Source organism: Kitasatospora sp. NPDC093558 (genome assembly GCF_040683475.1).
Taxonomy (GTDB): domain Bacteria; phylum Actinomycetota; class Actinomycetes; order Streptomycetales; family Streptomycetaceae; genus Kitasatospora.
Window position 1 is genome coordinate 1 of record NZ_JBFBDY010000160.1, and the last position, 13,270, is coordinate 13,270.

At 72.9% G+C, this 13,270-nt stretch carries 14 protein-coding genes; 4 read left to right on the forward strand and 10 right to left on the reverse strand.

Annotation, left to right across the window (positions count from 1 at the left end):
• Positions 1-22: 22 nt before the first annotated feature.
• Positions 23-208, reverse strand: coding sequence for a PspC domain-containing protein (locus AB0O00_RS17495; protein WP_363652664.1), 186 nt, complete (start codon positions 206-208; stop codon positions 23-25).
• Positions 209-679: 471 nt separating this feature from the next.
• Here AB0O00_RS17495 and aspS point away from each other — a divergent pair, with 471 nt between their 5' ends.
• Positions 680-1,957, forward strand: a complete 1,278-nt coding sequence (aspS, locus tag AB0O00_RS17500; RefSeq protein ID WP_363652666.1) for an aspartate--tRNA(Asn) ligase — start codon at positions 680-682, stop codon at positions 1,955-1,957.
• Between the two features lie 63 nt (positions 1,958-2,020).
• On the opposite strand, the gene AB0O00_RS17505 is transcribed toward aspS, so the two are convergent.
• Complete coding sequence (locus tag AB0O00_RS17505; RefSeq protein ID WP_363652668.1) at positions 2,021-2,500, reverse strand: hypothetical protein; 480 nt, start codon at positions 2,498-2,500, stop codon at positions 2,021-2,023.
• Between the two features lie 144 nt (positions 2,501-2,644).
• Between AB0O00_RS17505 and AB0O00_RS17510 the strand changes: the two genes are divergently transcribed.
• A complete protein-coding gene (locus tag AB0O00_RS17510; RefSeq protein WP_363652670.1) occupies positions 2,645-3,322 on the forward strand; it encodes a PhzF family phenazine biosynthesis protein in 678 nt (225 codons plus the stop codon).
• Here the strand turns inward: AB0O00_RS17510 and AB0O00_RS17515 are convergent.
• The 4 genes from AB0O00_RS17515 to AB0O00_RS17530 form a co-directional block, all read right to left on the reverse strand.
• Positions 3,276-3,953, reverse strand: coding sequence for a VanZ family protein (locus AB0O00_RS17515; protein WP_363652672.1), 678 nt, complete (start codon positions 3,951-3,953; stop codon positions 3,276-3,278). The two genes, AB0O00_RS17510 and AB0O00_RS17515, sit on opposite strands and share 47 nt — an antisense overlap.
• A gap of 152 nt (positions 3,954-4,105) precedes the next feature.
• Positions 4,106-4,468, reverse strand: a complete 363-nt coding sequence (locus AB0O00_RS17520) for a hypothetical protein (RefSeq protein ID WP_363652674.1) — start codon at positions 4,466-4,468, stop codon at positions 4,106-4,108.
• A complete protein-coding gene (locus tag AB0O00_RS17525; RefSeq protein WP_363652676.1) occupies positions 4,465-6,000 on the reverse strand; it encodes a HAMP domain-containing sensor histidine kinase in 1,536 nt (511 codons plus the stop codon). Before AB0O00_RS17525 ends, AB0O00_RS17520 begins: the two co-directional genes overlap by 4 nt.
• A 46-nt stretch (positions 6,001-6,046) precedes the next feature.
• Positions 6,047-6,724, reverse strand: coding sequence for a response regulator transcription factor (locus AB0O00_RS17530; protein WP_188308557.1), 678 nt, complete (start codon positions 6,722-6,724; stop codon positions 6,047-6,049).
• A 478-nt stretch (positions 6,725-7,202) separates the two neighbouring features.
• On the opposite strand from AB0O00_RS17530, the gene AB0O00_RS17535 reads away from it, so the two are divergent.
• A complete protein-coding gene (locus tag AB0O00_RS17535) occupies positions 7,203-7,976 on the forward strand; it encodes a SigE family RNA polymerase sigma factor (RefSeq protein ID WP_363652684.1) in 774 nt (257 codons plus the stop codon).
• A gap of 204 nt (positions 7,977-8,180) precedes the next feature.
• On the opposite strand, the gene AB0O00_RS17540 is transcribed toward AB0O00_RS17535, so the two are convergent.
• The 4 genes from AB0O00_RS17540 to deoC all read right to left on the reverse strand — a co-directional run bounded on the left by AB0O00_RS17540 (position 8,181) and on the right by deoC (position 12,445).
• On the reverse strand, positions 8,181-8,792 hold the full coding sequence (locus AB0O00_RS17540; protein ID WP_363652686.1) for an ATP-binding protein: 612 nt from the start codon (positions 8,790-8,792) through the stop codon (positions 8,181-8,183).
• A gap of 290 nt (positions 8,793-9,082) precedes the next feature.
• Positions 9,083-9,985, reverse strand: a complete 903-nt coding sequence (locus AB0O00_RS17545) for an aldehyde dehydrogenase family protein (RefSeq protein WP_363652678.1) — start codon at positions 9,983-9,985, stop codon at positions 9,083-9,085.
• Positions 9,978-11,453 carry an aldehyde dehydrogenase family protein gene (locus AB0O00_RS17550; RefSeq protein WP_363652680.1) on the reverse strand — a complete coding sequence of 492 codons (1,476 nt, stop codon included), beginning with the start codon at positions 11,451-11,453 and terminating at the stop codon, positions 9,978-9,980. Before AB0O00_RS17550 ends, AB0O00_RS17545 begins: the two co-directional genes overlap by 8 nt.
• Positions 11,454-11,458: 5 nt before the next feature.
• The gene (gene deoC, locus AB0O00_RS17555) at positions 11,459-12,445 is read right to left on the reverse strand and encodes a deoxyribose-phosphate aldolase (protein WP_329927569.1); all 987 of its coding nucleotides are present in this window, start codon (positions 12,443-12,445) and stop codon (positions 11,459-11,461) included.
• A 106-nt stretch (positions 12,446-12,551) separates the two neighbouring features.
• Here deoC and AB0O00_RS17560 point away from each other — a divergent pair, with 106 nt between their 5' ends.
• Positions 12,552-13,238, forward strand: coding sequence for a PH domain-containing protein (locus AB0O00_RS17560; protein ID WP_363652682.1), 687 nt, complete (start codon positions 12,552-12,554; stop codon positions 13,236-13,238).
• Positions 13,239-13,270 lie beyond the last annotated feature (32 nt).

A 13,270-nucleotide genomic window follows, 5' to 3' on the forward strand; every position in this document is an offset into this window, starting at 1 on the left:
GTGCGCGGCCCGTCGCCGTGCGTCACGGCTCCTGGGGCAGCAGCAGCCAGAGCGCCAGGTAGATCAGGAACTGCGGGCCGGGCAGCAGGCAGGAGGCCAGGAAGATCAGCCGGACCGTCCAGGCCGACAGGCCGAAGCGCTCGGCGATCCCGGCGCAGACGCCGGCGATGACGCGGTGGTGACGGGGACGGGCGAGGCGCGGGCTCATGGTGCTCTCCGTGGGGTCGTACCCGGTCCGGCCTCTCCGGCGGGCGTACTTCCATGCTCCGCCGCCGCCCCGCCCGGATCCTCCGCCCACGAGCCGATTCGCCCGGCGCCCGTCTCACCGGCGAGGCGTACCCGCACCTCGGGGCTCCCTCGGGGTCCACCCCGAGGGAAACCTCGTTGCGGCGGGCAGGCCCCCGCCATAGCCTCTCCGTCAACACGTCGAGGGAGACGAGTACCTCCGGACCACCGCGGGCCGAGAGAGCCGCCGGCAGCTGTGAAGGCGGCCCCGCGCCCGGAGCGAAGACACTCCTGAGTGCGGGGAGGAAATGCCCCGCCGGCCGGCCCCCGTCACCGGGCCGCCACGAGGCCGCCGCCCTCCGTCCGGGCGGTGGCGAAAGTGCGGTGGCACCGCGAGTCGCCCTTCTCGCCCGCACTCCGAAGGGATCACGACGACGCCCCTGGAGGGCCCGCGATGATCCACCCGACGAACCGCGTCCTGGCCGCCCGACTACCCGGCCACGTCGGCGAGACCGTCGAGGTCGCCGGCTGGCTGCACCGCCGCCGCGCGCTCAAGTCCGTCACCTTCCTGGTGCTCCGCGACCGCTCGGGCCTCGCCCAGGCGGTCATCAGGGGCACCGGGCCCGACCTGCCGGAGGAGACCGTCCTGCGGGTGCGCGGCACGGTCACCGCCAACCCGCAGGCGCCGAACGGCGTCGAGCTCACCTCGCCGAGCGTCGAGCCCCTCTCCGGGCCTGCCGAGCCGCCGCCGTTCAGCCTCTTCCGGCCCACCGTCGAGGCCTCGCTGCCGGTCGTCCTGGACGGCGCGCCGGTCACGCTGCGCCACCCGCGGCTGGCCGCGCCGCACCGGATCTCGGCGGCCTCCGTCGCCGGGTTCCGCGGCACGCTGGACGGGCTGGGCTTCACCGAGGTCCACACCCCGAAGGTGGTGTCCTCGGCGACCGAATCGGGGGCGGAGGTCTTCGCGCTCGACTGGTTCGGGCGCCCGGCCTACCTGGCGCAGTCGCCGCAGTTCTTCAAGCAGGCGATGGTCGGCGTGTTCGAGCGGGTCTACGAGACCGGGCCGGTGTTCCGGGCCGAACCGCACGACACCGCACGGCACTTGGCGCAGTACACCAGCCTCGACGCGGAGCTCGGCTTCATCGCCGACCACCGGGAGGTGATGGCCGTCCTGCGGGAGGTGCTCGCCGGGATGGTCGCGTCGGTGGCCGCCCGGGCCGGCGCGGCCGTCGACCTGCTGGGGGTCGAACTGCCCGTCGTCCCGGCGGAGATCCCGCAGATCCACTTCGCCGACGCGATGCGGCTGCTCGGCGCCGACGAGCCGGACCTCTCCCCGGCGCACGAGCGGTGGCTCGGCGAGTGGGCGCTGCGCGAGCACGGCAGCGAGTTCCTGTTCGTGGTCGGCTACCCGATGCGCAAGCGGCCGTTCTACACCCACCCGGAGCCCGGCCGGCCGGAGTACTCCAACAGCTTCGACCTGCTCTTCCGCGGGCTCGAACTGGTCACCGGCGGTCAGCGCCTGCACCGCCACGAGGACTACCTCGCGGCCCTGGCCGCCCGCGGCGAGCCCGTCGAACCGTACGCCGGGTACCTGCGCTCGTTCGCCCACGGGATGCCCCCGCACGGCGGGTTCGCCCTGGGCCTCGAACGCTGGACGGCCCGGCTCACGCGGGCCGACAACGTCCGCCGGGCGACGCTCTTCCCCCGCGACCTGCACCGGTTGACGCCCTGATGCCGCCGGGGTGGGGCACCGCGCGAAAGCGGTGCCCCACCCCGGCGGGGGCGCCGGATGGCGTCAGCCCGCCTGCGGGGGCTGCTGGGGCCGGGCGTAGGGGTTGTCGGCGACCGGCTGGGACGGCTGCGGGGCCGGGGCGGGCTGGGCCGGCGGGGCGACGGGGGAGGACTGGACCGGCTGGGCGTTCGGGTTGTACGGCGCGTTCGGGTCGTACGCCGCCGGATCCGCCGGCTGGGCCGGCTGCGCCGCCGCCGGGGTGGCGCCGCGGTTGGCCATCGCCTTCACGGAGTTGGCGATCAGCAGGACCGGCAGGATGAAGGCCTGGAAGAAGATCCGGTACGTGCCGCCCTCGAAGACGAATCCCAGGTAGTACGCGTAGCCGGCGAATCCGAGGCCGAAGATGATGTTGACGGCCCGCCAACCGGCCTTCAGGCCGCCGACGTTGATGATGCCCGTGATCACCATGGCGATGCCGCTGATGGCCAGCAGGACGACGTACCAGGAGAACAGGGGCTGGTTGCTGAAGTCGAGGTTGTTCAACGCGGATTCCTGTGAGGTGGAAAGCAAGAACGGTTAACCGTTGGGGACGAGAGCGCACGGTACTGGAGGCTGCCGACATCCGTCGCGGGCTTTTCATCACGGAGTTGTTGCGTTCCGCCGGATTCTCCCTGAGAGGGTGGGGAAATGACTGATTATGAGGTGCTGAGGGTCTTTTGCGGGCCCGGCGGGGAATGCGGGAACGCGCTCGGCGTCGTGCGGGACGGTGCGTCCGTGCCGAGGCGGGCCGAGCGGCAGGCCGTGGCCCGGGAGCTCGGGTTCAGCGAGACGGTCTTCGTCGACGATCCGGTGCGGGGCGTGATCGACATCTACACGCCGACGCTCCGGCTGCCGTTCGCCGGGCATCCGTGCGTCGGGACCGGCTGGCTGCTCGGGGTGGAGCGTCTCGTCACGCCCGCCGGCGAGGTGGGCGTCCGGTGGGCGGACGGGCTGACGCTGATCGAGGCGCGGGCCGACTGGGCGCCGCCGCGCACGCTGCGGCAGTACGGGTCGGCGGCCGAGGTGGACGCGCTGGAGGTGCCGCCGCCGGGCGAGTGGGTCTATGCGTGGGCGTGGCAGGACGAGGCCACCGGGACGGTCCGGGCGCGGGGCTTCCCCGGGCGCGGCGACGGGATCGACGAGGACGAGGCAACGGGCGCGGCGGCGCTGCTGCTGACCGCGCGGCTCGGGCGGGCGCTGACCGTCACGCAGGGGCGGGGCTCGCGGATCGTGACGGCGCCGCGCGGGGGCGGGCTGATCGAGGTCGGCGGCCTGGTGCTCAGGGAGTCGGCTCGGCCGACGCCCGGGCGGCGGGGACCTGAGTGATCGCGGCGGTGACCGGTGGGCCCACCAGGGTGGTCACCTTCGAAGCCTTCGACACCTTCGACATCGTCGACGGCTTCGACGCCTTGGGGGCCGCCGGGGCCGTCGGCGCCGCCGAGGTCTCCTCGGGCTTCCGGGCCCGGGGCCGCCGCTCCCGCACCAGCCGCCGCAGCGCCGGGACGAGGGCGACGTGGGTGGCGGCGACGCCGATCACGGCGAGCAGTATGTGGTCGACGTTGAGGACGTGCCCGGGCGTCCAGGAGGAGAGGAACTCCAGCCCGGTGGCCAGCAGTGCGGAGACTCCGGTGGTGCGCAGGAAGGACGGCAGCCATGGGGCCCGCGGCCGGCCGCCGGCCAGCGGGAGCAGCACGCCGAGCGGGGCCAGCAGGACGAGCTCGCCGACCACCTGCCAGAACGAGGAGGAGCGCAGCGAGGCCAGCGGCGTGAGGTTGGCGTCGTAGACCCAGGCCACCGGCAGGGGTCTGAGCACCACCAGCCACAGGACCAGCGACAGGTGGAGGGCGAGGCCCGCCAGCCCGACCCGTCGCAGGGGACGGTGGACGGCCGCCGCAGGCCCGGTGTCGGTCCGTACGCCGGAACTCTCGTCGCGTGTCCTGGTGCCATCTCGCTGCACGGTGGGGAGGACGTGAGCCGGTGGCGCGGCGGTTCCACGCCGGGCGTGAACATTCCGACACGCGCCCCGATCCGCCCCGAGTGCCCCGATCCGTCCCCGGCCGATGCCCGGGTACGCGAAGGACACGCCCGGCGAAAAGCCGGCGGGACCCGTCACTTGCAGGCGTTCGCGCCCGCCGTCGGCACCGCGCTGAACGCGCTGTCCGGCGGCGCGCCGGTCGCGCCGGCCGCTCCGGCCGCTCCGGCCGCCGGGCTCGGGGACGGCGAAGGTCCGGGGCCGGCCTTGGCGGTGCTCCGGGCCGCGGGCAGGCTCGGCGCCGCCGGGGCCGGGGTGGCGAGCGCGGTCGGTATGTGCGGGGCGGTCGGGCAGGCCGTCCGGCTGGCGGGGGCGCCCGCGTCCACCGGGACGGCGGTCGGGCGGATCCCGCAGCCGGAGGCCAGCGCGAGCAGGAGCAGCACGCCGGCCGCCCGGCGGGCGGTGGGGGGCCGGACGGCGGAGGGGGCGGGGGTGGTCACTGGGCGTCCTCGTGCTCGACGGCGGTGCCGTCGCCGGCCCCGTCCGCGGACGGCGGCGGTGGTGGCGTCAGTGGCAGCGTCAGCGTGAACACCGCCCCGACCTCCCCGTTCGCCGCCGTGATCGTCCCCCCGTGGATCTGTGCGTTGGCCATCGCGATGGACAGCCCGAGGCCACTGCCCTCGGAGCGGGCCCGGCCGCGGTCGGCCTTGTAGAAGCGGTCGAAGACGTGCGGCAGCACGTCCTCGGGGATGCCGGGGCCGCTGTCCGAGACCTCGACGACGACCGTGCCGTCGGTCTCCCGGACCTTGACCCGCACCGGCGAGCCGCCGTGCTTGAGCGCGTTGCCGATCAGGTTGGCGAAGACGACGTCGAGGCGGCGCGGGTCGACGACGGCGAGGATGCCGCGCGGGGCGTCCAGTTCGACGGCGTCGTACCAGGCCCGGCCGTCGATGCAGGACATGATCAGGTCGGCGACGTCCACCTCGTCGGCGACCAGCTTGGCGGTGCCGGCGTCGAAGCGCGTCACCTCCATCAGGTTCTCCACCAGGTCGGACAGCCGCCGGGTCTCGCTGACGACCAGCCGGACGGCCGGCTCGATCATCGGGTCGAGCGACTCGGCCTCGTCCTCCAGGATGTCCGTGACGGCGGTCATCGCCGTCAGCGGTGTGCGCAGCTCGTGCGACATGTCGGCGACGAACCGCCGGCTCTGCGCCTCGCGCGCGCTCAGCTCCTCGACCTGCTCGTGCAGCGACTCCGCGGCGCGGTTGAAGGTCCGCGCGAGGTCGGCGAGTTCGTCCGAGCCGTCGACCTCCAGCCGGGTGTCCAGGCGTCCCTCGCCGAGCGCCCGGGCGGCGTCGCCGAGCCGCTTGACCGGCCGCAGCACCGTCGCCGACGCGGCCTGCGCGAGCAGCGCCGAGCCGATCAGCGCCAGCAGGGTGGCGATGGCCAGCGACCAGCCGAGCGTGTTGAGGTCCTCGCGCTCGTTCTCCAGCGACTTGAACATGTACGCCGTCGGCCCGTTCGGCACCACCTTGGTGCCGCCGATCACGAACGGACGGCCCTCCAGGTTCTGCCGCTGCCAGTACAGGTGGTACGGGTACGGGTTGCTCTCGGTGATCTCGCGCGGACGGGCCACGGTGGACTGCAGCGCGCTCGGCACATCGGCGAGAGTGAACTTCGTCGGGTCCGAGGAGGCCGGGCACTCCGGGTGCGCCGGGTCGACCACCACGACGTCGTAACTCAGGCCGGAGCTCGCGACGTTCGAGGCGAGCGCGGCCAGCTCCGGGCAGCTCGCCCCCAGGGGCAGGTCGGAGACGTTCCGGGTGAGCGAGACCCGGAAGTCGTTGAGCGCCGTGTCCTGGGCACGCTTGAGCACCGCGTCGCGGTTCAGCCAGTAGGCGATGCCGGAGGCCGAGACGGCGGCGAGCAGCGCGACCGCCGCGAACACCGCGATCAGCCGGACCCGCAGCGAGCGCAGGCTTCGCCACGGTTCCGTGGCGAAGCGCCGGGTCGTCGTCTGTTGGTCAGTCACAGGAGCCTGTCGTCGTACGGGAGTTGATGGGCACGGAGGGCGCGGCTCAGGACGGCGGGTCCAGCCGGTAGCCCACCCCGCGCACCGTCCGGATCAGGGTCGGCGCCGACGGCACGTCCTCGACCTTCGCCCGCAGCCGCTGCACGCACGCGTCCACCAGGCGCGAGTCGCCCAGGTAGTCGTGCTCCCACACCAGCCGCAGCAACTGCTGCCGGGAGAGCGCCTGGCCGGGCCGGCGGCTGAGCTCCAGCAGCAGCCGCAGCTCGGTCGGGGTGAGCTGGAGGTCCTGCCCGTCCTTGGTGACGGTCATCGCCGCGCGGTCGATCACCACGCTGCCGTACGCGGAGGAGTCCGAGCTCTCCCGCTCGCCGCGCCGCAGCACGGCCCGGATCCGGGCGTCCAGGACGCGCGGCTGGACCGGCTTGACCACGTAGTCGTCGGCGCCGGACTCCAGGCCGACCACGACGTCGATGTCGTCGGACCTGGCGGTGAGCAGGATGATCGGCAGCTGGTCGGTGCGGCGGATCCGGCGGCAGACCTCGAAGCCGTCGATTCCGGGCAGCATCACGTCCAGCACGATCAGGTCGGGCCGCTGCTCCTTGAAGAGCCTCAGACCGTCCTCACCGGAGGCGGCGGTGGCCACGCGGTGGCCCTGGCGGGTGAGGGCGAGTTCGAGGCCGGTCCGGATGGCGTCGTCGTCCTCGATCAGTAGGAGGAAAGGCACGGCCCCATTTTGGCCCACCGGAAGCCGCGAATCACCCCCCGGACCGGTCACCGACCGTCCGGGAACCGGAAGGAGCGCTACCGGCGTCCGGTAGGAGGGAGGCGGACCGGGACCAAGGGCCCGTCCCCTGTGACACCCCTGTGACAGTCGGCGGACAGCGCCATCACAACCGCCGGGCAGGATTTTCCATGTCGCCGCAGGACAGCGGGCCAATCGGCCGGCTGGAGGGCGGCAACCGGAACCCGCTCGTACCGAACCAAGGGGGCGCACGATGAACGCCATGCTTCAGACCCGGACCAACCCGGCTGTCCGCACCGCGCGTTCGTCAGCGACCACCCACCGGACCCGGTACGAGTTCAGGACCGACGAGAACTCCGGTGCCGTGACCGTACGGGGGTGCGCGCACAGCACCGGAACTCCTGCCACTCGCCGGGTGAGCGGCGGCGGCAGGGCGGGGGAGCTGTACGGGATCGGCCGGATGGGGAGTGCGGCCGACTCCGCCAACACCCTCACGCTGCGGGGAATCCTCCCCGTCCGCGTCGAGGGCACGGACGCCCTGGGGGGCGACCGGGGAACCGGGGGGACCGGCCTGCGGAAGGTCGGCTCGGGGGAGCCGACCGGCCGCGAGGCCGCCGGTGCGACGCTGCTGCGGCTGAACCCCGCCGCCGCGCGCACCACCGAGGCGGGACAGGGAGGCGCGCAGGGGGAGCACCCGGCCGTCGCGGAGGACCACATCACGGAGTTCACCGCGTACGTGCGCGAGCGCCGCGCCTCCCTGTACGCCACGGCGTACCACCTCACCGGTGACCGCTACGAGGCCGAGGACCTGCTGCAGAGCGCGCTCTTCAGCACCTACCGCGCCTGGGGCCGGATCACCGACAAGGCCGCGGTCGGGGGCTACCTCCGCCGCACCATGACCAACCTGCACATCTCCGCCTGGCGGCGCCGCAAGGTCAACGAGTACCCGACCGAGGAGCTGCCGGAGACGGCCGGCGACACCGACGCGATGGGCGGCACCGAGCTGCGCACCGTGCTCTGGCAGGCGCTGGCGAAGCTGCCGGAGAACCAGCGGACGATGCTGGTGCTGCGGTACTACGAGGGCAAGACCGACCCGGAGATCGCCGACGTGCTGGGGATCAGCGTCGGCACGGTCAAGAGCAGCATCTGGCGCGCCCTGCGCCGCCTGCGCGACGACGAGCACCTGAACAAGTCGGGGGACACCATGCGGGCGTTCGGCGAACTGGTCGCCTGAGAGCTGTAACGGAACAAGGCGCCCGGGGCGTCTTGGAATAGGGACTCCCGTCGGGGGACGGGATAGGACGGTCACGGACTGCGGACGTCGGCTCGGGGGAGCGATGTCCACGGGGGAGCCCGACGACTGTCCGCAAGGCGACGGGCCCGGTGCGGGGGAGACGCACCGGGCCCGTCGTTCTGTTGTCTGCGGGGTGCCCCGGCGTCAGACGGACGAGAGCTGCGGCTGCCCGGCCGCCGCCGCGGTGATCCGGCGGACGGCCTCCGGGCCGGCGCACGGGTGGGCGCCCAGGGCCACCTGGCGGCCCACGATCGACCGCTCGGCGCGCATCAGCCGCCAGCCGCGGCGCAGCAGCACCGGCAGCGACTTGCGGCCCTCGCGGACGTCCCGGCGCAGCCGGCGCCAGGCCGTGGTGAGCGCGCCGTTGCGCAGGCACAGGGCGTCGCCGAGCAGGCCCTCCTCGGCGCACTGGGCGGTGATCTCGGCGGCGAAGATGCCCTCGGCGATGAACGCGGGGGCGCCGGCCAGGTCGAGCGTGCGGGTGTCGACGCGGCCGTTGTCCGGGATCGAGTACACGGGCACCTCGGTGCGGCCGGTCTCGTACAGGTCGCGGATGGCGGCGACGGCCTGGTCGCGGTGCCAGGCGAGCGGCGAGTCCCAGTCGACCGCGCCGTCGGGCAGCAGCGGGAGGGTGGGGTCGTCGCCGTCCTTGTAGAAGTCGTCGAGCTGGAGCACCGGCAGGCCGCTGCGTGCGGCGAGCGAGGACTTCCCGGATCCGGAGGGGCCGGACAGCAGGACCACCCGGGCGCGGGTCATCGGCACAGGGTTCAGCGGGTCGTCACTCACGGGACACCAGTCTGACGCATCAGGGCCCGATGCCGAAACCGGTCGGATCGGACCTCTTCCGGTACGGCCTGGTAGGCGGCGGCCGCCCTCCCGGGATGAGGCGAAGGTCACGGTCCCGGCGCGGGCGATCGGGAACGCCGACGGACCCGCACCAGGGGGGGAGAGGTGCGGGTCCGTCCTATGACCGTCCGGGCCCTGGGGGGGGAGAGGGCACTGGGGACGGCCAGTCTGTGGAGTTGTTACTCAGCGGTGACGGAGAGTCAGATCCCCATCGGGTGCCAGACCGTCTTCGTCTCCAGGAAGGAGAGTAGCCGGTCGGTACCGGGCGCATTGGTCCAGTCCTGGGCGAACGGGTCCAGCTCCGGACGGACCACCCGCTTCAGGGTATCCGCGGCGGAGGCCTCCAGGGCGGGCGCCGCGCCGGGACCGTCGGCCGCGATGGCACCGGTGAGGTCCAGCGCGTTGACGTCCTGGTGCGAGGCCAGCGTCGGCGCGATGTCCGCGGTGCGGCCCGAGATGATGTTCACCACGCCGCCCGGGACGTCCGAGGTGGCGAGCACCTCGCCCAGCGACAGGGCCGGCAGCGGGGCGTCCGCGGCGGCGGCGACCACGACCGTGTTGCCGGTGGCGATCGCCGGGGCGATCACCGACACCAGGCCGAGCAGCGAGTGCCCGTACCCGGCCTGCGGGGCGACGATCCCGACCACGCCGGTCGGCTCCGGGGTGGAGAGGTTGAAGAACGGGCCCGCGACCGGGTTGGCGCCGCCCGCGATCTGGGCGACCTTGTCCGTCCAGCCCGCGTACCAGACCCAGCGGTCGATCGCGGCGTCCACCAGCGCGGCGGCCTTCTTCGGGCCGATGCCCTCGGAGACGGCCACCTCGGCGGCGAACTGCTCGCGCCGGCCCTGCAGCATCTCGGCCACGCGGTACAGCACCTGGCCGCGGTTGTACGCGGTGGTGCCGGCCCAGCCCTTGACCGCCGCGCGGGCGGCCAGGACGGCGTCGCGGGTGTCCTTGCGGGTGCCCAGCGGGGCGTTGGCGAGCCACTCGCCCTTGGAGTCGGTCACCTCGTACACCCGCCCGCTCTCGGAGCGCGGGAACTTCCCGCCGACGTACAGCTTGTAGGTCTTGAAGACATCAAGACGCGTTGCGACATCAGACATCGAGGTAGGCCTCCAGACCGTGGCGGCCACCCTCGCGGCCGTAGCCCGACTCCTTGAAGCCGCCGAAGGGCGAGGTCGGGTCGAACTTGTTGAAGGTGTTGGCCCAGACCACACCGGCCTTGAGCTTGTTCGCCATCCAGAGGATGCGCGAGCCCTTCTCCGTCCAGATGCCGGCGGAGAGGCCGTACGGGGTGTTGTTGGCCTTCGCGACCGCCTCTTCGGGGGTGCGGAAGGTCAGCACCGACAGGACCGGGCCGAAGATCTCCTCCTGGGCGATCCGGTGGGCCTGGCTGACGCCGGTGAACAGGGTCGGCTTGAACCAGAAGCCGGTGCCCGGGAGTTCACAGGACGGCGACCAGCGCTCGGCGCCCTCGGCCTCGCCGGCCTCGGTCAGCGCGGTGATCCGGGCCAGCTGCTCGGCCGAGTTGATGGCACCGATGTCGGTGTTCTTGTCCAGCGGGTCGCCGACCCGCAGGGTGCCCATCCGGCGCTTCAGGGCGTCCAGCAGCTCGTCCTGCACCGACTCCTGGACCAGCAGGCGCGAACCCGCGCAGCAGACGTGGCCCTGGTTGAAGAAGATGCCGTTGACGATGCCCTCGACCGCCTGGTCGATCGGCGCGTCGTCGAAGACGATGTTGGCCGCCTTGCCGCCCAGCTCCAGCGAGAGCTTCTTGCGGGTGCCGGCCAGCTGCTTGGCGATCGCCCGGCCGACCGGGGTCGAGCCGGTGAAGGCGACCTTGTTGACGTCCGGGTGCGCGGTGAGCGCGGCGCCGGTGCGGCCGTCACCGGTGACGATGTTGACGACGCCCTTCGGCAGACCGGCCTGGCGGCAGATCTCGGCGAAGCGCAGCGCGGTCAGCGGGGTGGTCTCGGCCGGCTTCAGGACGACCGTGTTGCCGGTCGCCAGGGCGGGCGCGATCTTCCACGCCAGCATCAGCAGCGGGAAGTTCCACGGGATGACCTGGCCGGCCACGCCCAGCGGCTTCGGGTTCGGCCCGTAGCCGGCGTAGTCGAGCTTGTCGGCCCAGCCCGCGTAGTAGAAGAAGTGCGCGGCGACCAGCGGCAGGTCGACGTCACGGGTCTCGCGGATCGGCTTGCCGTTGTCGATCGACTCCAGCACGGCCAGCTCGCGGCTGCGCTCCTGGATGATCCGGGCGATCCGGAACAGGTACTTGGCGCGCTCGCTGCCCGGCAGCGCCGACCAGTCGGTGAAGGCCTTGCGGGCGGCGGCGACCGCGCGGTCGACGTCCTCGTCGGTGCCCTGGGCGAACTCGGCGAGCACCTGCTCGGTGGCCGGGTTGACCGTCTTCAGCGCCTCGCTGCCGGAGGAGTCGACGAACTCGCCGCCGATGAAGTGGCCGTAGGAGGTGGCGATGTCGCCCGCGGCGGCGGGGGACTCGGGGGCCGGGGCGTACGCGAAGAGGCCGGAGGCCTTCACCGGCTCCTCGATGTTCTTCTTCTTGGCCATGGTGATCAGTCCACCGTCACGTAGTCGGGGCCGGAGTAGCGTCCGGTGGCGAGCTTCTGGCGCTGCATCAGCAGGTCGTTGAGCAGGCTGGAGGCGCCGAAGCGGAACCAGTGCGGGCTCAGCCAGTCGTCGCCGAGGGTCTCGTTGACCATCACCAGGTACTTCATGGCGTCCTTGGTGGTCTTGATGCCACCGGCGGGCTTCACGCCGACCTGGACGCCGGTCTGCGCGCGGAAGTCGCGGACCGCCTCCAGCATCAGCAGGGTGACCGGAGGGGTCGCGTTGACGGCGACCTTGCCGGTGGAGGTCTTGATGAAGTCGGCGCCGGCCAGCATCGCGAGCCAGGAGACGCGGCGCACGTTGTCGTACGTCTGCAGCTCGCCGGTCTCGAAGATGACCTTGAGGTGGGCGTAGCTGCCGTCGGCGCGCTTGCACGCCTCCTTGACGGCGACGATCTCGTTGAAGACGTCGAGGTAACGGCCGGAGAGGAAGGCGCCCCGGTCGATCACCATGTCGATCTCGTCGGCACCCGCGGCGACCGCGTCGGCGGTGTCCGCGAGCTTGACCGGGAGCGCGGCGCGGCCGGCCGGGAAGGCGGTGGCGACGGAGGCGACCTGGATGTCCGTGCCCCGCAGGGCGTCCTTCGCGGTGGCGACCATGTCCGGGTAGACACAGATGGCGGCCACGCGGGGGGTGGACGGGTCGGACGGGTCGGGGGTCCTGCCCTTGGCACACAGGGCGCGCACCTTGCCGACCGTGTCAGCGCCTTCGAGCGTGGTCAGGTCGATCATCGAGATCGCCAGGTCGATGGCGTAGGCCTTCGCCGTGGTCTTGATCGAGCGGGTTCCGAGGGTGGCGGCACGCGCCTCAAGGCCGACCTGGTCGACGCCGGGCAGGCCGTGCAGGAAGCGGCGGAGGGAGGCCTCGGACGCCGCAACGTCCGCGAGGCCGCTGCCCGCAACGCCGGGGGCATTGGCTGCAACAGTGGACATAGTCACAAGCCCAGCATATCTACGCGCGTAGTCAACCGCTAGAGGGGCCATCTTTCGTGGCCGGACCGAGACCTCATCCCGGGAGGCATGGGGCAGAATCGTCGGCATGACCGATTCCGACGGCAAGCCCCACCAGGGCTCGGCCGCCCCCGACGGGGATCCCGGGTACGCCGACCGCGTGTACCGCTCGGTTCCCGGTGTGATCTCCGGCGTGCTGCTGCTGGCCGTCGCCGCGTGGCTGATCGGCGACGCCGCCCTGAACGGGACCGGGAAGACGCCCGCCGTGTCGCTCGCGGCCGTGCCGGTGTTCGCCTTCCCGGTGATCGCCTACACGCTGCGCCCGGCGGTGCTGGCCAACGACCGGCGGCTGGTGGTGCGCAACCCGTGGCGCACGATCACCGCGCCGTGGGCCGCGGTGGACGCGCTGCGCGCCGGGTACTCCGTCGAGCTGCTCGCCGAGGGCAAGAAGTACCAGGTGTGGGCCGTCCCGGTGTCGCTGCGCCAGCGCAAGCGGGCCAACCGGGTCCGGGCCCGCGGCGGCGCCCCCGAGCACACCTCGCGGATGGGGATGGTCTTCGGCGGTGGCGGCGCGTCCGCCGGCTCGTCGGTGCTCGGCTCCTCCGACCCGACCCGCGCCTGGTCCGACCAGGTGACCTCGGTGCTCCAGGAGATGGCCGAGCGCAACGCCTCCCGCCCGGACGCCGCCGGGCCGGTCGTCGTGCGCTGGTGCTGGTGGGCGATCGCGCCGACGCTGCTCGGCCTGGCCGCCCTGATCACGGTGATCGTCGTCTGAGCGGACGGCGCCGAGGAACGACGGAAGCGGCC